The sequence below is a fragment of the Pseudomonas sp. P7779 genome (genome assembly GCF_013386315.1).
In the GTDB taxonomy this organism is placed as follows: Bacteria; Pseudomonadota; Gammaproteobacteria; order Pseudomonadales; family Pseudomonadaceae; genus Aquipseudomonas.
The window spans coordinates 37,160-59,001 of the sequence record NZ_JACARZ010000027.1 but is presented as its reverse complement, the minus strand read 5'-3'; the positions used below and the strand labels follow the sequence as shown (position 1 = coordinate 59,001).

Annotated in this window: 20 protein-coding genes; 10 read left to right on the top strand and 10 right to left on the bottom strand. The window is 61.9% G+C overall.

The window, feature by feature from the left end; genetic code table 11:
* Positions 1-306 precede the first annotated feature (306 nt).
* Positions 307-1,710 (top strand): sodium:solute symporter family protein, encoded by a 1,404-nt coding sequence (locus HX869_RS10100; protein ID WP_134326584.1) that lies wholly within the window; start codon positions 307-309, stop codon positions 1,708-1,710.
* 37 nt (positions 1,711-1,747) lie between these two features.
* Positions 1,748-2,674, top strand: coding sequence for a pyridoxal-phosphate dependent enzyme (locus HX869_RS10095; protein ID WP_178903037.1), 927 nt, complete (start codon positions 1,748-1,750; stop codon positions 2,672-2,674).
* A gap of 114 nt (positions 2,675-2,788) precedes the next feature.
* Here the strand turns inward: HX869_RS10095 and HX869_RS10090 are convergent, their stop codons facing one another.
* The 4 genes from HX869_RS10090 to aldA all read right to left on the bottom strand — a co-directional run bounded on the left by HX869_RS10090 (position 2,789) and on the right by aldA (position 8,457).
* Entirely contained in the window at positions 2,789-4,399 is a 1,611-nt protein-coding gene (locus HX869_RS10090) for a GMC family oxidoreductase (protein ID WP_177039956.1), read from the bottom strand.
* Between the two features lie 27 nt (positions 4,400-4,426).
* Entirely contained in the window at positions 4,427-5,644 is a 1,218-nt protein-coding gene (locus HX869_RS10085) for a mandelate racemase/muconate lactonizing enzyme family protein (protein ID WP_008432553.1), read from the bottom strand.
* Position 5,645: 1 nt separating this feature from the next.
* Positions 5,646-6,956 (bottom strand): nitrate/nitrite transporter, encoded by a 1,311-nt coding sequence (locus HX869_RS10080; protein WP_008432552.1) that lies wholly within the window; start codon positions 6,954-6,956, stop codon positions 5,646-5,648.
* A 76-nt stretch (positions 6,957-7,032) separates the two neighbouring features.
* A complete protein-coding gene (aldA, locus tag HX869_RS10075) occupies positions 7,033-8,457 on the bottom strand; it encodes an aldehyde dehydrogenase (RefSeq protein WP_178903036.1) in 1,425 nt (474 codons plus the stop codon).
* A gap of 208 nt (positions 8,458-8,665) precedes the next feature.
* On the opposite strand from aldA, the gene ccoN reads away from it, so the two are divergent.
* Both ccoN and HX869_RS10065 read left to right on the top strand, forming a co-directional pair.
* Positions 8,666-10,093, top strand: coding sequence for a cytochrome-c oxidase, cbb3-type subunit I (gene ccoN, locus HX869_RS10070; RefSeq protein WP_008432550.1), 1,428 nt, complete (start codon positions 8,666-8,668; stop codon positions 10,091-10,093).
* Positions 10,093-10,314 carry a cbb3-type cytochrome c oxidase subunit 3 gene (locus HX869_RS10065; RefSeq protein ID WP_178903035.1) on the top strand — a complete coding sequence of 74 codons (222 nt, stop codon included), beginning with the start codon at positions 10,093-10,095 and terminating at the stop codon, positions 10,312-10,314. The genes ccoN and HX869_RS10065 overlap by 1 nt, the downstream gene beginning before the upstream one ends.
* A gap of 110 nt (positions 10,315-10,424) precedes the next feature.
* On the opposite strand, the gene HX869_RS10060 is transcribed toward HX869_RS10065, so the two are convergent.
* Positions 10,425-10,919, bottom strand: coding sequence for a hypothetical protein (locus tag HX869_RS10060; RefSeq protein ID WP_003212554.1), 495 nt, complete (start codon positions 10,917-10,919; stop codon positions 10,425-10,427).
* A gap of 126 nt (positions 10,920-11,045) precedes the next feature.
* On the opposite strand from HX869_RS10060, the gene HX869_RS10055 reads away from it, so the two are divergent.
* Entirely contained in the window at positions 11,046-11,741 is a 696-nt protein-coding gene (locus tag HX869_RS10055; RefSeq protein ID WP_003212555.1) for an aspartate/glutamate racemase family protein, read from the top strand.
* On the opposite strand, the gene HX869_RS10050 is transcribed toward HX869_RS10055, so the two are convergent.
* From HX869_RS10050 to HX869_RS10040, 3 genes are all read right to left on the bottom strand, one after another.
* Positions 11,738-12,250 carry a GNAT family N-acetyltransferase gene (locus HX869_RS10050; protein ID WP_178903034.1) on the bottom strand — a complete coding sequence of 171 codons (513 nt, stop codon included), beginning with the start codon at positions 12,248-12,250 and terminating at the stop codon, positions 11,738-11,740. The two genes, HX869_RS10055 and HX869_RS10050, sit on opposite strands and share 4 nt — an antisense overlap.
* Positions 12,251-12,328: 78 nt before the next feature.
* A complete protein-coding gene (locus HX869_RS10045) occupies positions 12,329-13,474 on the bottom strand; it encodes a glycerate kinase (protein WP_177008518.1) in 1,146 nt (381 codons plus the stop codon).
* A gap of 91 nt (positions 13,475-13,565) precedes the next feature.
* Complete coding sequence (locus HX869_RS10040) at positions 13,566-14,672, bottom strand: sugar diacid recognition domain-containing protein (protein WP_003212558.1); 1,107 nt, start codon at positions 14,670-14,672, stop codon at positions 13,566-13,568.
* A 161-nt stretch (positions 14,673-14,833) separates the two neighbouring features.
* Between HX869_RS10040 and HX869_RS10035 the strand changes: the two genes are divergently transcribed.
* Positions 14,834-16,144, top strand: coding sequence for an MFS transporter (locus HX869_RS10035; RefSeq protein WP_003212559.1), 1,311 nt, complete (start codon positions 14,834-14,836; stop codon positions 16,142-16,144).
* A 254-nt stretch (positions 16,145-16,398) separates the two neighbouring features.
* Positions 16,399-16,752, top strand: coding sequence for a hypothetical protein (locus HX869_RS10030; protein ID WP_023658819.1), 354 nt, complete (start codon positions 16,399-16,401; stop codon positions 16,750-16,752).
* Positions 16,753-16,817: 65 nt separating this feature from the next.
* Here HX869_RS10030 and HX869_RS10025 read toward each other — a convergent pair whose 3' ends face one another.
* Positions 16,818-17,522 (bottom strand): SDR family oxidoreductase, encoded by a 705-nt coding sequence (locus tag HX869_RS10025; RefSeq protein ID WP_178903033.1) that lies wholly within the window; start codon positions 17,520-17,522, stop codon positions 16,818-16,820.
* Between the two features lie 100 nt (positions 17,523-17,622).
* Between HX869_RS10025 and HX869_RS10020 the strand changes: the two genes are divergently transcribed.
* From HX869_RS10020 to rarD, 3 genes are all read left to right on the top strand, one after another.
* Positions 17,623-18,525: a LysR family transcriptional regulator gene (locus HX869_RS10020; RefSeq protein WP_008432540.1), complete on the top strand. Its 903-nt coding sequence runs from the start codon at positions 17,623-17,625 to the stop codon at positions 18,523-18,525.
* Positions 18,526-18,601: 76 nt separating this feature from the next.
* Complete coding sequence (locus HX869_RS10015; RefSeq protein WP_008432538.1) at positions 18,602-19,612, top strand: aldo/keto reductase; 1,011 nt, start codon at positions 18,602-18,604, stop codon at positions 19,610-19,612.
* A 137-nt stretch (positions 19,613-19,749) separates the two neighbouring features.
* Complete coding sequence (gene rarD / locus HX869_RS10010) at positions 19,750-20,631, top strand: EamA family transporter RarD (protein ID WP_023658818.1); 882 nt, start codon at positions 19,750-19,752, stop codon at positions 20,629-20,631.
* Here rarD and HX869_RS10005 read toward each other — a convergent pair.
* Positions 20,600-21,832 carry a dermonecrotic toxin domain-containing protein gene (locus HX869_RS10005; protein WP_256736760.1) on the bottom strand — a complete coding sequence of 411 codons (1,233 nt, stop codon included), beginning with the start codon at positions 21,830-21,832 and terminating at the stop codon, positions 20,600-20,602. The genes rarD and HX869_RS10005 overlap by 32 nt on opposite strands.
* Positions 21,833-21,842 lie beyond the last annotated feature (10 nt).

Below are 21,842 nucleotides of genomic sequence, written 5' to 3'. Positions count from 1 at the left end.
GTCTGCATCGCCGGCAAGCCGGCTCCTACAGAAAAGCGCTTGGTTTTTAACACTCAGGTCGGCTTTCAGGCCGCCGTGCTCTTGCTTTTAATCTTGATCTGACTGCCCCAATAAGCTCGAGGCCGAACGCAGGTATTGCGCAGCGGCCCTCGCCGTAAGAGCGAAACCATAGGTAGCCGTCACCCAGATAACGGATATACACCCATACCAAAAGAGTATCAAACCATACCAACCCGATATTAGACGAAAGCAAAACCAGCAGAGGAAACTATCCACAATTACAAAAATACCTAAAGAGTATAAAAAATGCCCACCCACTCCTCATGGATCGTACTGTCCATCACCGGCCTGTACATGCTCAGCCTGGCACTGATCAGCTACGGCGTGCGCCGTCACTCCCGCAGCGCCAACAACTACACCACCGGCGGCGGCCACTTCCCGGCGTTCCTGATCGGCTTCCTGATGCTCTCGGAATTTATCGGCACCGCAGTCAGCATCGGCACCGCCCAAACCGGTTTCAAGGTCGGCATCTCCGCCGCCTGGAACCTGTTCGCCCTGGCCCTGGGCTTCGTACTCTTCGCCTGGCTACTGGCGCGCAAATACAAGGACCTGGGCGACAACACCATCTCCGGCGTACTCGCGCGCAACTACGGCCAACGCACCCGCTTCGCCACGTCGATCATCACCATCTTTGCCCTGGAGATCGTCGCCGTCTCGATCTACGCCAGCGGCGGCGCCGTATTGGCCAGCGTGATGCAAGTAGACCGAACCCTGGCGATCGTGATCGTCGGCGTAGTCTCGGTGGCATACGTCAGCATCGGCGGCATGCGCTCAGTGATCTACACCAACTTCGTCCACGCCGCCCTGAAATACCTGGGCGTCGGCTTGGCCTTGTGGTTCGGCTTGAAGCAGGTGGGCGGCATCGGCCAGCTGCAAGCGCAATTGCCTGCCAGCATGTTTGACTGGACCGCCGTGGGTTGGGGCCAGATCATCGCCTGGATGATCGCCGGGATCGGTTCGATCTTCTCCACCCAATACGTAATCCAGGCGGTGAACACCGTCAGCCACGCAGGCAAGGCCCAGCGCGCCTGCTTCTACGTGGCGGTGCTGATGGTGCCGTTCGGCATCGGCGCAGCACTGATCGGTATGTGCAGCGCGGTGCTGTTCCCCCATGTCGACTCCCTGCAAGCCTTCCCCACCCTGATCGCCAGCATGGACCAACTGACGGCCGGGCTGGTGGTGGCAGGCCTTGCCGGCTCGCTGTTCGGCACCATTTCGGCGGTGAGCATGGGCTCGGCGACGTTGTTGCTGCGGGACTTCTACGAGCCATGGTTCAACCCGGAAAAAAGCGACGCCAAGTCCCTGCGCTTCGTGCGCCTGGCGACCATCGCTGTCGGCCTGTTGCCGATTGCCCTGGCACTGACCTCGGACAAAGTGCTGATGATCGCCTTCCTCGGCAAGGCGTTACGCGCCTCCCTGGCCGTGCTGGTGTTGATGGTGTTCTACGCGCCGAAATTCGGCACGGCGGCCGGGGCATTCCTGAGCATCATTGCCTCGTTGCTCGCGACCGTGGGCTGGTTCCTCGCCGGTAATCCGTGGGGCATCGACAACGCCTACATCGCCCTGTTCACGCCGTTGATCATCATGGGCATCAGCCATGTGACGCGCCGCAGGACACCGGCCGCCCCCCTGGTGGCAGCCACGAGCTGAGGTAGGATGGCAGCCTCACCCAAAAGGAACTTGTGAAATGCTGCCGATTCGCACCCCGTTGATCCTGCACCCCGGCTTGTCTACCGCTACCCGGCGGGTCTGGCTGAAGCTCGAGAACCTGCAACCCTGTGGCTCGTTCAAGTTGCGCGGCATGACCACGCTGTGCGCCTACGCGGCGAGCCAGGGCAAGACCACGGTGGTATGCCCCTCCGGCGGCAATGCCGGGCTGGCCACGGCCTTCGCGGCGCGCGGCCTGGGGTTGCAGGCGCGGATCGTGGTGCCGACCACCACCCCCGAAGCCACCTGCGCACGCATCCGCCAGGCCGGGGCCGAGGTGGTGGTACACGGTGATCTGTGGGATCAATCCAATGAGCTGGCGCTGCAACTCTCCAAAGCACCCGAGGCACTGTATGTGCCGGCCTTTGATCACCCGCTGTTGTGGGAAGGCCACAGCAGCATGATCGATGAGATTCTTGAGGACTACCCTCAGGTGGGCGCCATCGTGACCTCGGTGGGCGGCGGTGGACTGCTCGCGGGCGTTCTGACGGGCCTGGAGCGTCATGGGCGGTTCGGCTGCAAGGTGATTGCGTGTGAAACGGCGGGCGCGGCTTCGTTTGCTGCTGCCGTAGAGGCTGGAAAGCCCGTGCGGCTGGCGAAGATCGATACCGTGGCCAAGTCGTTGGCCGCGACCCAGGTGGCGGCGTGGCCGGTGCAGCATATCGGCAGGTTTGCCCATCAATGCGTGGTGTTGAGTGATGCCGACGCGATGATGGGCGTGGCGCGGTACGCCGATGATTTACGCCAGTTGGTGGAACCGGCATGTGGGGTTTCGTTGGCCGTGGCGTATCTGGAGCATGGGGCGATTGCCGGGGTTGAGGATGTGGTGGTGATTGTGTGTGGTGGGGTAAGCATCAGTGCCGAAACGGTTGCCCAGTGGCAGAACACGGTCTCTCTACCGAATTAAATCCCCCTGTGGGAGCGGGCTTGCTCGCGAAGGCGGTGGTTCAGTCGACATATCCAGCGCCTGACACACCGCCTTCGCGAGCAAGCCCGCTCCCACATTTTATCGGTGGTGCACTCAGGCATCCTGCAGGATCAGATCCGCGCCCTTCTCCGCCACCATCAACACCGCCGCATGGGTATTGCCCGAGGTCACGTTGGGGAAAATCGACGCATCGACAATCCGCAGCCCTTGCATCCCGTGCACCTTCAGGCGCTTGTCCACCACCGACACCAGCGGGTCCGAGCCCATGGCGCAAGAGCCACACAGGTGATAGATCGAGCCGCTGTTCTCGCGGAAGTACTGCAGCATCTGCTCATCGGTTTGCACCGCCGGCCCCGGCAATACCTCGGCCACCGTCACGCCCTTGAGCGCCGGAGCCTGCATGATCTTGCGCATCAGCCGGCTGCCCTGGATCACCTCGTCGATGTCCTTTTGGGTGCTCAGGTAGTTGGGGTCGATCAAGGCCGCGTCCCGTGGGTTTTTCGAGGCGATGCGGATCGTCCCGCGGCTGGTAGGCCGGCACGGGTTGAAGCACAGCAGGAAGCCTGAATACGGCTCGGGCTTGAGGCTGGCCTTGTTGTTTTTCGGGATCTGGTACGACAGCGGGTTGAAGTACAGCTGCAGATTGGGGTGCGCCTGCCCTTCGTTGCCGCGAAAGAACCCGCCGGCCTGGTTGACGCTCATGGCCAGCGCGCCCTTGCGGGTCAGCAGGTATTTGAGGCCAAGTTTGAACTGGCCAAACAGCGAACTGAGCTGGTCGTTCAGGGTCGGGATATTGGCCTTGTAGTAATAACTGGCGCAGAGGTGGTCCTGCAGGTTCTGCCCCACTGCAGGCAGGTCCTTGACCAACGGGATGTTGTGTTCGGCGAGCAATTGCTTGTCCGCCACACCCGACAGTTGCAGGATCTTCGGCGTATCCACCGCCCCGGCGCACAGGATCACTTCCTTGCGCGCGCTGAAGGTGCGAACCACGCCGTGCTGGGTCACGCTGATGCCGGTAGCGCGTTGTTGATCGTCGAACAGCACGCGGTCTACCAGCGCATGCAACTCCACGGTCAGGTTCGGCCTACCCAACGCCGGGTGCAGGTGCGCAAAGCTGCTGGAGCAGCGCTCACCGTTGCGGGTGTTGACGTCGTAGAGGCCCGCACCTTCGAAGTTCGGCCCGTTGAAGTCATCGCTCAGGCCATAGCCCAATTGCTCGCAGCCCTTGAGAAATACATCGCAGATGGCATGGGTCTGGCCCTTCATCGGGGTGATGCTGATGGGGCCGCTGCTGCCGTGGTATTCGGTGTCGCCCAGGGGGTGATTTTCCAGCTTGCGGAAGTACGGCAGCACGTCCTTGAAGCCCCAGCCGTCGTTGCCATTAGCCGCCCAGTCATCGAAATCATGGGCCTGGCCGCGCACGTAGATCATGGCGTTGATCGAGCCGGAACCGCCCTGCACCTTGCCCCGCGGGGCATAGATGGCACGGTCGGCCAGCTGTTTTTGCGGCTGGCTGTAGTACATCCAGTTGAAGGTCGGGTTGTAGTACATCTTGGCGAAACCGACCGGGATCTTGAACCACCAGGAGCTGTCCTTGCCGCCGGCTTCCAGCAGCAATACCGAATGCTCGCCCGAGGCGGAGAGTCGGTTGGCCAGGACGCAACCTGCGGCGCCGGCGCCGGCGATGATGTAGTCGTATGTCATTCACGGTTACCGCATAAGTCGTTTTTTTTAGCCCTTGGCGGGCGAAGTGTCTTTCACGTCAGCAGGCGTGGGCGCCATTTGCAGGTGCAGCCGCTCGCCGGTGTACGGCGTGTGCTTGCGCACCACGTCCATGTTCAGCTCCACCCCAAGGCCCGGCTCGGTGGACGGGATGATGTAGCCGTCCTCCCATTGCAGCGGCTTGGTCAGCACTTCCGCATGGAAGCCGCCCCAGGTCATGATGCTTTCCTGGATCAGGAAGTTCGGCGTGCACGTGGCCAACTGGAAACTCGCGGCTGCGCCGATCGGTCCGTTGTACAGGTGCGGGGCGATCTGCGCGTAGTAGGCCTCGGCCATGCTCGCGATTTTCTTGGCTTCCAGCAGGCCGCCGCAGCGGGCCACGTTCATTTGCAGGATCGATGCACCACCGGCCTGCAAGAGCTTGAAGAACTCGTACTTGGTGGTCAGGCGCTCGCCGGTGGCGATGGGAATGCTGGTCTTGGCCGCGACCTGGGCCATGGCCTCTTCCTGACCCGGAGGCACCGGTTCTTCGAACCACAGCGGGTCGTATTTCTCCAGGCGCTTGGCCAGGCGAATCGCCGACGAGGGCACCATCTGCCCGTGGGTGCCGAACAGCAGGTCGCACTTGTCGCCCACCGCCTCGCGAATCTTGCGGCAGAAGGTTTCGCAGCGTTCCAGCACTTCCAGGGAGATCTGGTGGCCGGAGTACGCGGTGTACGGGCCTGCCGGGTCGAACTTCACGGCGGTGAAGCCCTTGTTCATGTTCTCGATCGCGCATTCGGCGGCCAGGTCCGGGTCGTCGTAGTCGTACTCGCCCTTGCTGTTGACCGGGTACAGGTAGGTGTAGGAACGCAGGCGTTCGTTGACCTTGCCCCCCAGCAACTCATAGACCGGTTTGTTGGCGGCCTTGCCGATGATGTCCCAGCAGGCCATTTCCAGGCCGCTGACCACGCCCATCATGGTCAGGTCGGGACGCTGGGTGAAGCCGCTGGAGTACGCCTGGCGGAAGAAGCGCTCGATATGGTGCGGGTCGTGGTTGAGCAGGTAGCGCTCGAACACGTCCTCGATGATCGGCAGCATGGCCTTGGGGCCGAAGGTGGCGGCGTAGATCTCGCCCACGCCTTCGATGCCGCAGTCGGTTTTCAGTTTGACGAACAGCCAATACATGCCGCCGATGTGCGGCGGCGGTACGGCGACAATATGGGTTTCAAGGGCGACGATTTTCATCTCAGGCACCTGTCTGGTTGAATTTTTTACGATTGATCCGGGCGCGCAAGGTCAGGGCCGCGAGGGTCCCGAGCACGCCGATGAAGGCGATGTAGCCGAAGTACAGGTTGTAGCCGACCTGCCCCGGGTATGTGTCGGTGAGGTAGCCATTGATCAGCGGGATAAAGGTGTCCGGCAGGTAACCCACCACCGAGACGATGCCGATGGCCAGGCCGGTGATGCGCAGCGGGATGTCGCAGCTGTCGAGGATCGCCCAGTACAGGCCGCGAATCGCGTAGGTCATCAGGCCGATAAAGATCACCGTGCCGATCAGCAAGCCGAGGCTGCCAATGGCCGGGAACACGATCAGGCCGACCATCGCCAGGGTCACCAGCATCAGCGCGACGATCAGCACCGAGATGTTCGAAAACTTGTCCCCCAGCCAGCCGCCGCCGATCCCGCCGATGGGTCGCATCCACAACTTGATGGTGGTGATGGTGCCGGCCATCACGGCGGTCATGCCGCTGCCTTGCAGGTAATCGGAGAAGCTGTAGGTGGCCCAGAACATGTGGTAACCGCAGAACACGATGGCGGTCACCAGCCACAGCTCGGGGATTTTCACCAGGGTGGTGAGGTCGGCGATCAGGTTGAACTTGCCCTTCTCCACCGCCGCAGTTTCGGCCATGGACTTGGGGTCCTTGAGCAGCACCAGCACACAACCAATGGCGATACACACGAACGAATACAGGTAGACCACGTGCTTGAAGCCTTCGGCCGCAGTTTGGCTGCGGGTCTCGGTGGCGTAGGCGAACAGCCCCAGGGCCACGGTCGCCAGCAAGGCTTCCACCAGGCCACGGCCGCCGTCGAGGATGCCGAAGAAACGGCCCTGCTCACTGTGATGGGCGATCATCTTCACCCGCTTGAGCACCGAAGCCCAGAAGGTCAGGCCGGTGGTCAGGCCCCAGCAGCCGAAGATGATCATCAGGCCGGTCATCGACGGCACGGTGGAGTACCAGATACCCAGGGCCCCGGTGGCCACCAGCGAAAAGAAGATCAGGAAGCGTGGCGGCAGGCGATCGGCCAACCAGCCGCTCGGCAGGTAGCTGAGCAGGAAGATCGTACCGAGCATCGAGTACAGATAACCCAGCTGGCTGTGGTTGATCTGGAACACCTCGAGCATGGTGGTCTGGTAGACCTGGCGCAGGTAGAGGATCGGGTAGATCGCCCCGGCAGCCAATACCAGCAACATCAATTGGAAGTAGCGACTGGCTTTGTCGCTTTTAGCCGCGGACACGGCATCGAAACCCTGGGCAACGGGTGCAGGCTTGGACATCTTGTAGACCTCGGGCACCCACTGTGCAGGTGCCCCGATAATTGTTTTTATTGAGGTAAAGCCGGTGGTCGGTGAATCAGTACTTCATGACCACCAAACGGGTCTGGGTGAATTCAAGCATCCCGTGCTTACCGTCATCGCCGCCCAGCCCTGAGCGTTTCCAGCCGGCGTGGAAACCCTGGTAAGGGTCGGCCGGAGTGCGATTGACGTACAACTCGCCGGCCTCGATGGCGTTGGCGACTTTCATGGCCGTGCGGTAGTTCTCGGTATAGAGCACCGACGACAGGCCGAACTGGTGATCGTTGGCCATGGCCAGCGCTTCGTCGATATCGCGGTACTTGAGCACCGGCAGCACCGGGCCGAAGATTTCTTCCTGGATGATTTCCATGTCCTGGCGGCAGGCGCTGAGCAGCGTCGGCGGGTAGAAATGGCCCGGACCTTCGGGGAGTACGCCGCCTGTTTCCAGTACAGCACCGTCGGCGATGGCGCGCTCGACCATGACGTGAATATTCTGCCGGGAGCTGGCGTTGACCAGTGGGCCCATCAGGCCCGCATCCGTGGCACGGTCACCGAATTTGACGGCGCCGATCTTGGCCTTGAGCAGAGCCAGGAATCGGTCATAGACGCTTTCCTGCACATACACCCGCTCGACGGCCGTGCACAGTTGGCCGCAGTGGGTGGTCTTGGAAGCGATGATGTCGCTGGCGGCTTTTTCCAGGTCGGCGTCGGCCTCGATGATCGCCGGGGTCTTGCCGCCCAGCTCCAGGGACGGCTTGGCGATGTTGGCCTTGCAGTAGTCGAGCACGATGCGCCCGGCGTTGACGCTGCCGGTCAGGGTGATCAGGCCCACGGCCTTGTGGGTGCACAGGGCGGCGGCGGTGGCGTGGTCCATGGTCAGGATGTTGATCACGCCGGCCGGCATGCCCGACTGCTCGACGGCGCGGGCGATTTCAAAGGCGGACAACGGCGTGTTGTTGCTCGGGCGCACCACCACGGTGTTGCCGGCAATCAGCGCCGGGGCGATTTTGCGCAGCAGGGTATAGACCGGGTAGTTGAACGGAATCAGGCAAGCCACGACGCCAATGGGCTCGCGTTGCAGGAACAGGTTTTCGTCCGGGGTGTCGCTGGGGATGATTTCGCCTTCGATGCGGCGTGCCCATTCGGCGTGGTAGCGGGTGATCTGGGCGGCGTAGCGCGCTTCGTTGCTGGCGTCGTCGAGGCTTTTGCCGGATTCGCTGGCCAGCGCCCGGCCTATGCTTTCAGCGCAGGTTTCGAGGGCGGCGGCGAAAGCCCGCAGGTGTTCGGCGCGCTGGATGCTGGTGAGCTTGCCCCAGGTTTTCTGTGCGCTGGCGGCGGCATCGACGGCCGCAATGGCTTCATCAGGGGTGGCGGCGGACACCCGGCCTACCTGGGCCTCGGTCGCGGGGTTGTAGACCGCGATTTGGGCGGTGCTGGCAGGTTCGGCGAAGTGGCCGTTGTAAAAGTTGCGCTCGATTTGCATATGGTTTTTTGCCCAATCGTTGTTGTTTTGCGAGTGACTTGCAGTTTTGTCATTGGGCGGGGGTTGGACAAACGATTTATTGACGGGGGTAACGTGCGAAAAATGCAGGTTAGTGGCTGATCCGTATTAATGACCCGGGTCTGAGTCTGTATTGTTCTACCCATACTTCCTACAGTGCCGCCCACTTGGAACCGTGGGAGGACTAAGCATGCAACCACCATCAACCGCACAGGCCTACAACTACAAGGTCGTGCGTCAATTCGTCATTGCAACCATCGTCTGGGGCGTGGTCGGCATGGCCATGGGCGTGTGGATCGCCTCGCAACTGGTGTGGCCCGAGATGAACCTCGACCTGCCGTGGACCACCTTCGGCCGCCTGCGCCCGCTGCACACCAGCCTGGTGATTTTCGGCTTTGCCGGCAGCGCGCAATTCGCCGCCAGCTACTACGCAGTACAGCGCACCTGCCAGGTACGGCTGTACTCGGACAAGCTCGCTGCCTTTACCTTTTGGGGCTGGCAGTCGGTGATCGTGATCATGCTGGTCAGCCTGCCACTGGGTTACACCACCACCAAGGAATACGCCGAGATCGAGTTCAGCGGCGCGGTGTGGATGACCGTGGTGTGGGTGGCCTATGCGATCGTGTTTTTCACCACTGTGGTGCAGCGCAAGACCCAGCACATCTACGTCGGCAACTGGTTCTTCGGTGCGTTCATCGTGGTGATCGCCATGCTGCACGTGGTCAATCACCTGTCGATCCCGGTGGACTGGTTCAAGTCCTACCCGGTGTATTCCGGGGCCACCGACGCTATGGTGCAGTGGTGGTACGGGCACAACGCCGTGGGGTTCTTCCTGACCACCGGTTTCCTGGGGATGATGTACTACTTCGTGCCGAAGCAGGTCGGGCGGCCGGTGTATTCCTATCGCCTGTCCATCGTGCACTTCTGGGCGCTGATCACCCTGTACATCTGGGCCGGTCCGCACCACCTGCACTACACCGCGCTGCCGGACTGGGCGCAGTCGCTGGGGATGGCGATGTCGCTGATCCTGCTGGCGCCGAGCTGGGGCGGGATGATCAACGGCATGATGACGCTTTCCGGGGCCTGGCATAAATTGCGCACCGACCCGATCCTGCGCTTCCTGGTGCTGTCGCTGGCGTTCTACGGGATGTCGACCTTTGAAGGGCCGATGATGGCGATCAAGACCGTCAACGCCCTCTCCCATTACACCGACTGGACCATCGGCCACGTCCACGCCGGCGCCCTGGGCTGGGTGGCGATGATCACGTTTGGCTCGCTGTACCACATGATCCCGAAAATCTTCGGGCGCGCGCAGATGCACAGTGTGGGGCTGATCAATATGCACTTCTGGCTGGCGACCATTGGCACGGTGCTGTACATCGCGTCGATGTGGGTCAACGGCATCACCCAGGGCCTGATGTGGCGGGCGGTGAACGATGACGGCACCCTCACCTACTCGTTTGTGGAAGCGTTACAGGCCAGCCATCCGGGATTTGTGGTGCGATTCGTCGGCGGGGTGTTCTTCCTCAGCGGCATGTTGCTGATGGCGTACAACACCTGGCGCACGGTGCGAGTGGCGGATTTGAAGGTGGCGCAGCTTGACGCGCAGATCGCCTGATGTGGGAGATAGCGCTGAACCTGGCGGCGGTGATCAGTCTGTATGGCGCGGTTGAGTATTGCCTGCGGGGCCAGTCGAAGGAGAGCCTGGATGAGGCCAGCCTGACGCCGTTCGCCGATGACCCGGAGGTGGCACGGCGGGTGGAGCTGGCCACGGGCAAGCGGGTCAACGCGGTGGCGCCTGAGGAAACAAAGCAGGACTGGGGCAATATAGAGATCTAATTGTGGGAGCGGGCTTGCTCGCGAATGCGGTGGTTCAGTCAACATATACAGCGACTGACACACCGCTTTCGCGAGCAAGCCCGCTCCCACACAAGCACCACATTGAGCGACTAGCCGCGTTCGCGGGGAATCAGGCTCTGCAACTGCAACGCCAGGAAGTTGGCATCGAAGCCGAACGTATCCGGGTCTTTCAAACCGTTGGTTTTCTTCCACAGCCAGTCGTTTTTCCCCGGCAGCAATACCAGGGAAATGCTGCCGTAGCGGGCGGCGGTCAAGCCCATCACCGACAGCGAAATCAAACCGCCGGCGCCCATCACATCCGGCACGAACTCCACCGGTTTGCCGGCGATATGGATGGTCAGTTTCTCGGTCTTGAAGGTGGAGGTCTCCACCGGCACGCTGGGGCCGGAAGCCACGTACGCCTCGCGCTGCACTTCCAGCAAACCGACCGTCTTCACAGGCGCAAGCCACTGCTCGATCTGGCCGAACAACTCGCCGATCTTCTGCGCCCAATGGGCCGACTGCACTTCGAACTGCTGTTTCTTGTGGGCTTCGCTGTCGGCGTAATGACGCAGCATCTCGCCCAGTTGTTGTACATCGTCCATTGCCGTGCTCCTTGGGTGACCCATGTTGCGAGCCTTGATCATGGCAGATGCCGCACACCGGCGTATGACTAAAGCGCAGCGCGCGGGTAATGTGGTGCCCTCGCCCGTCCAATTCAGGAGCATCGCATGCGCACCATCGGCCTTATCGGCGGCATGAGCTGGGAGTCCAGCGCCGAGTATTACCGCATCATCAACCAGAACGTGCGCGACCAGCTCGGGCCGCTGCGCTCGGCACAACTGTTGATGTACAGCGTCGACTTCGGCCCGGTGGAGCAGGCCCAGCACGCCGGGCGCTGGGACGATGCGGCGCTGATCCTCGAAGACGCCGCCCGCCGCCTGCAAGCCGGGGGCGCCGAGTGCATCGTGCTGTGTACCAACACCATGCACCTGGTAGCGCCGCGGATTGAAGCGGCGGTGTCGATACCGTTTCTGCATATTGCAGACGCTGCCGGCGCGGCGGCCGTGGAAGCTGGCACCCTGAGCGTTGGCCTGCTGGGTACCGCGTTTACCATGGAGCAGGAGTTTCTCAAGTCACGCCTGGCGGCGCAGGGGCTGACCGTGCTGGTGCCGGACGCTGAAGAGCGCCAGGCCGTGCACCGGATCATTTACGAAGAGTTGTGCGTCGGGGTGATCAGCGACGCATCGCGCGAGGTGTACCAGCGGGTGATCGAGTCTTTGGCCGCCCGTGGCGCCCAGGCCATCATCCTCGGCTGTACGGAAATCAGCCTGTTGATCAAGCCGCAGCACAGCGACCTGCCCTTGCTGGACACCACCGAGCTGCATGCGCAGGCTGCGGTGGCGTTTGCGTTGCAGGACGACTAGGCCGGCTTGCGGATGCGCGCCATGGTCAGCGTGTCGACGAATGCGCCGTCACGCACGGCGTAGTCGCGCAGCAGGCCTTCGGTCTCGAAGCCGAACTTGTGGTACAGCCGGTGGGCGGCTTCGTTGTCGGCGTACACCGTGAGTTCCACCCGGTGCAGGTTCATCCAGTTATCCGCCACCTCCAGCGCCGCGCCCAGCAGCCGGGAGCCCACGCCCTTGCCCTGCCAGGCGGTGGCGACGCCCATGCCGAATGAACCGACGTGGCTTTGGCGCACGCGCAAATACTGTTCCAAACCCAGCTGGCCGATCACTTCACCGGCATGCAGCGCCACCAGCTGTAGCCGCCGCTCGTTGTCCTGCACCAGGCGTTTGCGCCAGGCCTCGACCGACTGGAAAGGCATTTGCAGCACCTGACGGCATACAGCCCGGTCGTTGTAGAGCGCAGCGACGCCTTCAAGATGGGCCTCGGTGAAGCGCGTGATAACGATCTTGGGTTCAGGTGTGTGCATGGTGTTTCGTCCTTTGAAAAACACGTGGCCGACCAGTGTAGGCGGCAAGGCCCCAGAATGGCGAGCCCTGCACTGCACTCATCGGGAACGCGCAGCCACCAATTTCCAGACCCGGGCAATGTCCGAGGCGCGCTCGCGCAACAGGCGCGGTGCCTCGCTGCAGGCCTGTTCCAGGGTAGTCGGGCCGGACGGCAAGGCGAACGCGGCATCCACGCCGTGGGCGTACATTTGCTCGTAGCCATCCCCCAGGGTGCCGGCGATCACGATCACCGGCACGTTGTGCTGTCTGGCGATCCGCGCCACGCCAAACGGGGTCTTGCCGCGCAGGGTCTGGGCATCGAACCTGCCTTCGCCGGTGATCACCAGGTCGGCGCCACGCACGGCTTGCTCAAGCCCAACAAGCTCTGCGACCACTTCAACACCCGCGCGAAACTGCGCGCCAAGGAACGCCTTGGCGGCGAAACCCAAGCCACCGGCGGCACCGCTGCCGGGTTCGTCGCGTACGTCTTTGGGCAATACCCTGGCGCAGTGATCGGCAAAATGGCCGAGGGCCGCATCCAGTTGTTCGACTTGCTGGGGATTGGCGCCCTTTTGCGGGCCAAAAATCGCCGAGGCCCCGTGAGGACCGCATAAAGGGTTGTTCACGTCGGCGGCGATTTCGAAGCGCACTTCGTTCAGGCGGGGGTCCAGTTGCTCAAGGCTGATGCGCGACAGCTTGCCCAGCGCCAGGCCGCCAAGGGGCAGCGCTGCTCCCTCGGCATCAAACAACTGCACACCCAGGGCTAGCATCGCCCCGGCGCCGCCGTCGTTGGTGGCGCTGCCGCCAATGGCCAGGATGATGCGCTGGGCGCCGGCATCCAGGGCGGCGCGGATCAGTTCGCCGGTGCCGAAGGTGCTGCTGGAACACGCATTTCGCTGACCCGGTGGCACGAGTTGCAGGCCGCTGGCTTCGGCCATTTCGATGATTGCGGTGTGGCTCTCGGCCAACCAGCCCCAATGCGCGTCGACACTGCCGCCCAATGGCCCTTGCACACGGCTGGTGCGCAGCTCGCCCTGGCAGGCGGCGAGTACCGATTCCACCGTGCCCTCACCACCGTCCGCCATCGGGCACTTGATCAGCTCGGCGTCGGGCCACACGCTGGCCAACCCCTCGGCAATGGCATTCGCCACGCCTTCAGCACTCAGGCTGTCCTTGAACGAGTCGGGGGCGATGATGATTTTCATGGGCTTTCTCCGGTTTTTATAACGCCCATGCTGCCAGTTGGCACCGGCAATAACGCCGGTCCATTGCACAAGAGTGGCTGGGGTTTGTTGTTCATTTGGACAAAGCTTGCGGCAATAGCTGCACGCCGAGGTACAACGCGAGCATGCCGTCGAGGGTCAGCGGGTCGACGCCGCTCAGCTCGGCGATGCGTTCCATGCGGTAGCGCAGGCTGTTGCGGTGGATCCCCAGGGCATCGGCGCAGGCCTGGCTTTGGCCGTCGTGGTCGCACCAGCTGCGCAGGGTCGCCAGCAACTGGCCGTTGCTGTCCTTGGCCAGTACCTTGCGCAGCGGGTTGAGCAGTTCGTCGAGGGCGTCGTCGTTGCGGTGGCGCCAGAGCATGACCGGCAGGCGGTAGCGATTGAGGGTCAGCAACCGCGATTCGGGCAGCACATCACGGCCATAGGCGAGCAGGTCGCCGACCCGCCGGTAACAACGGCGCAGGCCGGCCAGCCCGTCCGCTTGCCCGCCGACGGCGACCCGCAGGATGTTCCAGCCCAGGCCGTCGAGCTTTTCCAGCAGGCGCGGGTTATCGACTTGCACCGACGCAGGCCGGCACCACAGCAGGGAAAACTGCGCGGAGCTGACGCACCAGCTGTCGGGGTAGCGCGAGGTCAGCCAGGCGCTCAAGGCCTCGGCCGACTGGCCGCTGCCCAGCTCGAACAGGTACGGCGTGCGCGCCAGCTGCGGCTTGAGGCCCAGTTGCTGGGCTTCATCCACCAGGCGCGGCGAATCGCCGGTCTCGGCCAGCAGCAGTGCCAGCAGATCATCGCAGCGCTGGCGCCGCCATTGTTGCTCGGCTTGCTGGTGACGCTGGCTGACCAGCATTTCGGCGGTCATGCGCACCAGTTCGGCATAGGTGCGCAGCAATTCCGGCTCACCGGTAATGCCCAGCACGCCGATCAGGCGCTGGTCGTGCAGCAGCGGCAGGTTGATCCCGGGTTGCACGCCCTTGAGGTGCTTAGCGGTCTGGCCGTCGATCTCCACCACCCGCCCGTTGGCCAGCACCAACTGCGCGCCTTCGTGGCGGGTGTTGATCCGCTCGGGTTCGCCGCTGCCCAGTATCAGGCCCTGGCTGTCCATGACGTTGACGTTATAGGGCAGGATCGCCATGGTGCGATTGACGATATCCTGCGCCAGGTCATGATCCAGCTCGAACATGGGGCTAAATTCCTGAAAAAAACCGGTTGTTCATAGGCACAGCGCAAACCATGCTTCACTGTGCGCGAGCACAAAGACAGCACCCCTTGAGGTGGCCGAGACTCGTTGGGCGATCAACGTTACCCTCGCATCGCGAAAAATCATAATAAAGAGAGACTGCCATGTCACAGAGCGCCGCTGTTACCCAGGCCACCGATGACGATAAAAACGCCGTATACAAGCGCATCACCCTGCGCCTGATCCCCTTCATTTTCATCTGCTACCTGTTCAACTACCTCGACCGCGTCAACGTCGGCTTTGCCAAGTTGCAGATGCTCGACGACCTGAAATTCAGCGAGACCGTGTACGGCCTCGGTGCCGGGATCTTCTTTATCGGCTACGTGCTGTGCGGCGTGCCGAGCAACCTGGCGCTGACCAAATTCGGTCCACGGCGCTGGATTGCGCTGATGATGATCGTCTGGGGCGCCCTGTCCACCTGCCTGTTGTTCGTTACCACACCGACGCACTTCTACGGCTTGCGCCTGCTGACCGGCGCCGCTGAAGCCGGGTTCTTCCCGGGCGTGGTGCTGTACCTCTCGCAGTGGTTCCCGACCTTCCGCCGTGGGCGGATCATGGCGCTGTTCATGTCGGCAATTCCGGTATCCGGCCTGCTCGGCAGCCCGTTCTCCGGCTGGATCCTCAACCACTTCGCCGCCGGCCAGGGCGGGCTTGCGGGCTGGCAGTGGATGTTCCTGCTGCAAGGCGTGCCGACGGTGATCCTCGGCGCCCTCGCCTACTTCCTGCTCAGCGACAGCTTTGCCAACGCCAAGTGGCTCACGCCCCATGAGCGCGCGGTGCTGGAAGCCGACCAGGCGACCGACCTGGCCAACAAGCCGAAGACCACCAGCGACTCGCTGCTGGAAGTGTTCAAGAACCCGGCGATCTGGGCGTTCGGCCTGATCTACTTCTGCATCCAGAGCGGTGTGTACGCCATCAACTTCTGGCTGCCATCGATCATCAAGAACATGGGCTTCAGCGATAACCTGGTGATTGGCTGGTTGAGTGCGATCCCGTACCTGCTGGCGGCGGTGTTCATGCTGCTGGTGGGCCGCTCTGCCGACTTGCGCAAGGAGCGTCGCTGGCACCTGGTGGTGCCGATGCTGATGGGCGCGATCGGGCTGGTGATTGCGGTGAACTTTGCAACCACGCCGGCCATTGCGATCCTCGGCCTGACCATCGCCACCATGGGTGCCCTCACCGGCCTGCCGATGTTCTGGCCGGTGCCAACCGCGATGCTCAGCGCAGGTGCGGCAGCGGGTGGTCTGGCGTTGATCAACTCCATGGGCCAGATGGCGGGGTTCCTCAGCCCGTATATCGTCGGATTTGTGAAAGATGCCACCGGGTCTACGGACCTGGCGCTGTACCTGCTGGCGGCGGTGATCGTCGCGGGCAGTGTGTTGGCGTTGCGCATGACGCGCACACTCAAGGCTTGAATCAGCGCTGACCGGTGCCGCGATATCGAGGGCGGCGCCGGTCATCTATCTGCTCATATAAAGGCGTGTTTTTATAGGCAAACTACCGCCTGACAGCCGTATTAACCTCTACGCCCATTCCAGGTAACAAATAGGCTACAACCTTTACCCAGCCTTTACTTTCGTACCCCATCATCCCGTCCGAAACCGCTGTCTGAAGCATATGCCCGGGGATATTATCAAGACCGGTTCGGTGCATACGTAGAGGACTTATCATGATCAGTCGACTCTCAAAAATGAAAGTAGCCATGTTGCTCATTGCCACCCTCGCCATCGCAGGGCAAGCAGAAGCCCGTGGAGGATATGGCTATGGCTGGGGTCACGGTTATGGGTACGGGCATGGCGGTGGTTGGGGCTGGGGTGGCCCGGCTTTGCTGGGTGCGGTTGTCGGCGGTCTCGTAGTGGGTTCGGTGGTCGCCAACTCCCAGCCTCCGGTCTATGTGCAGCAGCAACCAGTTTACGTGCAACCGCAGCCGGTGTACATCCAACAGCCGCCACCGGTCTATTACCAGGCGCCGCCTCCAGGCTATTACTACCCGCCACAACCGGTTCCGGTGCCACGTTATTAAGCACGGCCCTATTACTGATAATGCAGGTCCCGCCTGAAAGCGGGACCTTTTTTATTCAGCTGCCTTTAGAGTAATCCGCCGCCGTCGACATCAATCACGCTACCGGTGATAAACCCGTTCTCCATCGCCAACACATACCCGGCAGCCACTTCTTCGGCCTGCCCCACGCGCCCCACCGGCAACGCCCCGCCCGCCTTGGCAAACATTGCCAGTCGCTGCTCATCGGACAATCCGGCATACGCCTCGGTGTCGATCACGCCCGGGCTGACCACATTGACCCGCCGTGGCGCCAGTTCCTTGGCCAGTTGCTTGCCCAGCGCTTCGGTCGCCGCATTGATGCCGGTCTTGATGAATTGCCCCGCAACCGTTTTGCGCCCCAACTGCCCCGACGTCAGGGTGATGCTGCCGCGCTCGGCGAGAAATGGCAGCGCCGACTGGATCGCCCGCAGCGAACCCCAGAGCTTCACGTTGAAGTTGTCTTGCGCCAGGTTCAGGTCGGTCTCGATCAGGGCCTTGGCCTGCACCGCAGGCCCTGCGGTGTAGACCAGATGTTCAAACGGCCCCACGGTTTCGAACAAGCGCTGTAATGAGGCTGCGTCGGTCACGTCCACCTGCTCGCTGCGCACCCCGTTCTCCACGGTTGAAGACAAGCGCCGCCCGGCCAGCACCACGTGGGCACCGCGTGCCACGGCCTGCTTGGCCACCGCGGCACCAATGCCGCTGCTGCCGCCAATGACGATGATGGTTTTGCCGTTGAGGGGAGATGTCATGGGGAAATACCTGGCTGAGAAAATGAGCTTTCATCTTCCCAGCTTGGCAATCGTTGAAAAATCCCGGTAAAACGACAAGATCTTTAAAGGATTTTTACAAATGAGCTCAATCCTCGACCTTGAAGTGTTCGTGCGCACTGCTGACACCGGCAGCCTGTCGGCAGCTGCCCGCAGCCTCAGCCTGACCCCGGCCGCAGCGAGCATTGCCCTCAAGCGCCTGGAAACCCGCCTGGGCATCCGGCTGCTGGCGCGTTCCACCCGCAGCATGCGCCTGACCGAAGAAGGCCGGCGCTACCTCGACAGTGTGCGCGTGGCCCTGGAGGCGCTGTCGGAAGGCGAACAGGCGGTCAAGCAGCAAGGCCAGAGCCTGAGCGGGTTACTGCAATTGGCCGCGCCCTCGGATTTCGGGCGCAATGTGCTGCTGGGCTGGCTGGATGAGTTCAAGCTCGAACACCCGAACGTGCGCCTTCAGTTGCTGCTCAACGACAGCAATGCCGACCTGTTCCGCGAAACCGTCGACATCGCCCTGCGTTTCGGCGTACCACGGGACTCCAGCCTGGTCGCGTTGCCGGTGGTGCCCGACCACACGCGGGTGGCGTGCGCCAGCCCCGACTACCTCGCGCGCCACGGTACGCCACGCCTCCCTCAGGACCTGGCACAACACAGCACGCTGCGCTATATGCGCCAGGGTCGGGCGAACAACACCTGGTACTTTCGCCAGGGCGAGGTGCTGCAGGAAGTCGAGGTCGGCGGCGACTACCTGAGTGATGACGGCGAGATCGTGCGGCGCTGGGCATTGGCCGGGCACGGCATCGCCTATAAAGCGCGGCTGGATGTAGCGCGCGATATCAAGGCCGGGCGCCTGGTGCCGTTGCTCACCGATTGGCAAGGCGAACCGACCCCGTTCAATCTGATGTGTCCCCATCGGTTGCAGGTGTCGGAGCGGGTCAAGGTACTGCATCGCTTCCTGCAACTGCGCTGCGCCGAACTATTACCGCAATAACCGTCGCGGGGCTTGTTCCAGAGCCTTGCTCTCTGGTATTGGATAGGGCCTGTCTCCCCCTTTTGAGGTGTTCACGATGATTTACCGCACACTGGGCCAGTCCGGGTTGAAGGTCAGCGCACTGACCCTGGGCAGCATGATGTTTGGCGAGCAGACCAACACCGAGGACTCGCTGCGCATCATCGACAAGGCCTGGGATCAAGGCATCAACTTTATCGACACCGCCGACGTCTACACCGGAGGGCGCTCCGAGGAAATCGTCGGCGAAGCCATCGCCCGCCAGCGCCAGGATTGGGTGCTGGCCTCGAAGGTCGGCATCGGCCCGGCGGATGGCCTGCCGAACCGCAGCGGCCTGAGTCGCAAGCGGATTTTCAATGCGCTGGAAGCCAGCCTGACGCGCCTCGACACCGATTACCTGGACATCTATTACCTGCACCGCGAAGACCACAACACGCCACTGGAAGTCACGATTTCAGCGATTGGCGACTTGATCCGCGAGGGCAAGATCCGCCACTGGGGCTTGTCCAACTACCGCGGCTGGCGGATCGCCGAAGTGATCCGCGTGGCCGAGCGCCTGGGGGTGGACAAACCGATCATCAGCCAGCCGCTGTACAACATCGTCAACCGTCAGGCCGAGGTGGAGCAGATCACCGCCGCCGCCGCGTATGGCCTGGGCGTGGTGCCTTACAGCCCGCTGGCCCGTGGCGTGCTCAGCGGCAAATATGCGCCGGACGTAACGCCTGAAGCCGGCAGCCGTGCCGGACGCCAGGACAAGCGCATCCTGGAAACCGAATGGCGCGTTGAATCCCTGCGCATCGCCCAGCAGATCCAGCAATACACCCAGGGCCGTGGCGTGGGGATTGTCGAGTTCGCGATTGCCTGGGTCCTGAACAACTCGGCGGTCAGTTCGGCGATTGTCGGGCCGCGCACCGAGGCGCAGTGGGATGCCTACACCGGCGCGCTGGAGGTGAAGATCACGGCGGAGGACGAAGCATTCATCGACTCGCTGGTCACGCCAGGGCATGCGTCGACGCCAGGGTTCAATGATGTGAGCCACTTTGTGTCGGGGCGAGTTGCCCGGCCATAAGTCCCTTTTATGGGGGGACCTGAGAAATCCTCCCATAAACCGCTCCAAAACAGAGCAAACATCTCACCTCAAAAGCACTATATTCCCTCCCTGAAATCCCCCCTTCTTTTGTATCAATCGGCTTTCGTGAGGACAGTGTGTCTAAAGGTGTTGTGTTATCGGTCTTGGCCTCGGTGTTGTTTGCCGTAATGTATTACTTCACGTCGCTGCTTACGCCCTTGAGCGGCCTGGAGATCTTCGGCTGGCGCATGTTGTTGACGGTGCCCTGCATGACCGTGTTCATGATTGTCAGCGGCGAGTGGCGACGGGTGTGGGAACTGGTTCGGCTGGTTGCGGCCAAACCCGCGCTGATCGGCGGGGTCGTGGTGTCTTCGGCGCTGCTGGGGGTGCAGTTGTGGCTGTTCATGTGGGCGCCGCTCAACGGTCGCAGCCTGGATGTATCGCTGGGCTATTTCCTGCTGCCATTGACGATGGTGCTGACCGGTCGGCTGGTGTATGGCGAACAATTGTCACGCCTGCAAAAGATTGCGGTGTTCTTCGCCGGTGCTGGTGTGCTGAACGAGTTGTATCAGGTGGGCGGATTCTCCTGGGCAACCCTGGTAGTGATTATCGGCTACCCGGTTTACTTCGTACTGCGCAAACGCCTGAAGACCGACCACCTCGGCGGGCTGTGGCTCGATATGGCGCTGATGTTGCCGGTGGCACTGTGGTTCGTGCAAAGCGGCGAACAGGGTTTTGCCGTGCTCGACGCCCACAAGGGCTTGTACGCCTTGATCCCGATGCTGGGCTTGATCAGTGCGTCGGCGCTGGTGTGCTACGTCGTCGCCAGCCGCTTGTTGGCCTTCAGCCTGTTCGGGCTGCTCAGCTATGTAGAACCGGTGCTGCTGCTCGGCGTGGCCTTGTTGTTGGGCGAAAGCATCAAGGCGGGGGAATGGCTGACGTATCTTCCGATCTGGCTCGCGGTGATGGTGCTGGTGTTTGAAGGCTTCAAGCATTTGGTGCGTCAGCAGAAGGCCTGACAGCGCTTTTTTTTGCTGCCATTTCGAGCATTACAGCCGTTTGCGACAACCCCCCTCGGATGGCCCCGTAATACGGAATCCTGCCTTGGATTTCGTCGCCTATTTGCGTCAGTGCGGCGTCCATTTGCGCCTTTTCAACGCCAAACAGCTTACCGAGCCGGTTGCCATGGTTGAGTTCAAGCAAGGTGCCGGTGACGGGGTTTTTGACGATTTTTTCGATGGACTGCGCCACATCCTCAGGCACGCCCAGTGCGATCAAGGCCGTCCCAATGCCTGAACCCGGATTCTTCAGTTGGCGGATGAACTCGTCGAACAGCCCCCATAAATCGTTGGCACCTACATTATCCAGGCTGACACTGACGACCGTTTTCAAGTATTGCTCTCGCGAGACAGGCGACAGCGGCTGGTCATTGTTCAGGCCGTTTTTCACAAAGTAGAAGTTGCCCTTGTTACCTCCTCCATGGAAGTTACCGTAGGCATCGTACTGATAGAGTACGGTTTCTCCGTCCGGACGTGTGCCTGCGAAAGTCACCCGGCCATCACGGGTCTCAACTTTCAGGTAGGTCCCCGTCAGCCCGTTGACCGGTACCGGCGGCACGCTTGTGTGCTTGTCCAGGCGATTGAAGATATCGCCCTTTTCGTAGCCAAAAGGCCCGACCACGGCATTGATATCGCCTGCTGCGAAGCGCGTCATCGTGTCTTTTACCCGCTTTGTCTGATCGGCAGGCGCATTGCGGGAAAAATGCCCGGCAAATACATCCAACTTGTCAGGGTCGATGGCGACCTCTTTGAGCCAGGCGTTCATTTCTTCAAGGTTATTGAATTCGAAGAACGAATTGCCCTCCACGTCAGGAATGTACAACAGGATATTCGTTCCGGTTTCAGAGGCGGGTACGCGTTTGACCACCAGAATGTCGCTCGACTGGATCCCGTCCACCGCGAACGTGCAGACCTGCGCGCCGACGGTTGATGAGGTACCCGGGGCCAATACGGCATTGGCCAGTTCGACGCCTGCGGCGGTCAGCTCGCCCTGCGCACTGCTCCATTCCACGTTCGAGGAAAACGTCACGCGGGCGACAGTGGCAGGACTTAATGGGGAGGGAACAGTTGGGGCCAAGGGACTGATGGCGGGTACGTCGTTGACGGCTGCTGCCTGATTCAAACCTGGAGGTGGACTACCGGTGTGCGCAATGACTGTCATACATGAACCT

What these genes read in the sequence shown, in the direction of transcription:
- HX869_RS10045 (WP_177008518.1), bottom strand. Translation starts at nt 13,474, where the DNA reads ATGAAAATCATCATCGCCCCCGACTCGTTCAAGGACAGCCTGAGTGCT.
- HX869_RS10015 (WP_008432538.1), top strand. Translation starts at nt 18,602, where the DNA reads ATGATTTACCGCACACTGGGCCAGTCCGGGTTGAAGGTCAGCGCACTG.
- HX869_RS10065 (WP_178903035.1), top strand. Translation starts at nt 10,093, where the DNA reads ATGTGGGAGATAGCGCTGAACCTGGCGGCGGTGATCAGTCTGTATGGC.
- HX869_RS10080 (WP_008432552.1), bottom strand. Translation starts at nt 6,956, where the DNA reads ATGTCCAAGCCTGCACCCGTTGCCCAGGGTTTCGATGCCGTGTCCGCG.
- HX869_RS10035 (WP_003212559.1), top strand. Translation starts at nt 14,834, where the DNA reads ATGTCACAGAGCGCCGCTGTTACCCAGGCCACCGATGACGATAAAAAC.
- HX869_RS10025 (WP_178903033.1), bottom strand. Translation starts at nt 17,522, where the DNA reads ATGACATCTCCCCTCAACGGCAAAACCATCATCGTCATTGGCGGCAGC.
- ccoN (WP_008432550.1), top strand. Translation starts at nt 8,666, where the DNA reads ATGCAACCACCATCAACCGCACAGGCCTACAACTACAAGGTCGTGCGT.
- aldA (WP_178903036.1), bottom strand. Translation starts at nt 8,457, where the DNA reads ATGCAAATCGAGCGCAACTTTTACAACGGCCACTTCGCCGAACCTGCC.
- HX869_RS10055 (WP_003212555.1), top strand. Translation starts at nt 11,046, where the DNA reads ATGCGCACCATCGGCCTTATCGGCGGCATGAGCTGGGAGTCCAGCGCC.
- HX869_RS10030 (WP_023658819.1), top strand. Translation starts at nt 16,399, where the DNA reads ATGATCAGTCGACTCTCAAAAATGAAAGTAGCCATGTTGCTCATTGCC.
- HX869_RS10060 (WP_003212554.1), bottom strand. Translation starts at nt 10,919, where the DNA reads ATGGACGATGTACAACAACTGGGCGAGATGCTGCGTCATTACGCCGAC.
- HX869_RS10020 (WP_008432540.1), top strand. Translation starts at nt 17,623, where the DNA reads ATGAGCTCAATCCTCGACCTTGAAGTGTTCGTGCGCACTGCTGACACC.
- HX869_RS10095 (WP_178903037.1), top strand. Translation starts at nt 1,748, where the DNA reads ATGCTGCCGATTCGCACCCCGTTGATCCTGCACCCCGGCTTGTCTACC.
- HX869_RS10100 (WP_134326584.1), top strand. Translation starts at nt 307, where the DNA reads ATGCCCACCCACTCCTCATGGATCGTACTGTCCATCACCGGCCTGTAC.
- HX869_RS10005 (WP_256736760.1), bottom strand. Translation starts at nt 21,832, where the DNA reads ATGACAGTCATTGCGCACACCGGTAGTCCACCTCCAGGTTTGAATCAG.
- HX869_RS10040 (WP_003212558.1), bottom strand. Translation starts at nt 14,672, where the DNA reads ATGTTCGAGCTGGATCATGACCTGGCGCAGGATATCGTCAATCGCACC.
- HX869_RS10090 (WP_177039956.1), bottom strand. Translation starts at nt 4,399, where the DNA reads ATGACATACGACTACATCATCGCCGGCGCCGGCGCCGCAGGTTGCGTC.
- HX869_RS10050 (WP_178903034.1), bottom strand. Translation starts at nt 12,250, where the DNA reads ATGCACACACCTGAACCCAAGATCGTTATCACGCGCTTCACCGAGGCC.
- HX869_RS10085 (WP_008432553.1), bottom strand. Translation starts at nt 5,644, where the DNA reads ATGAAAATCGTCGCCCTTGAAACCCATATTGTCGCCGTACCGCCGCCG.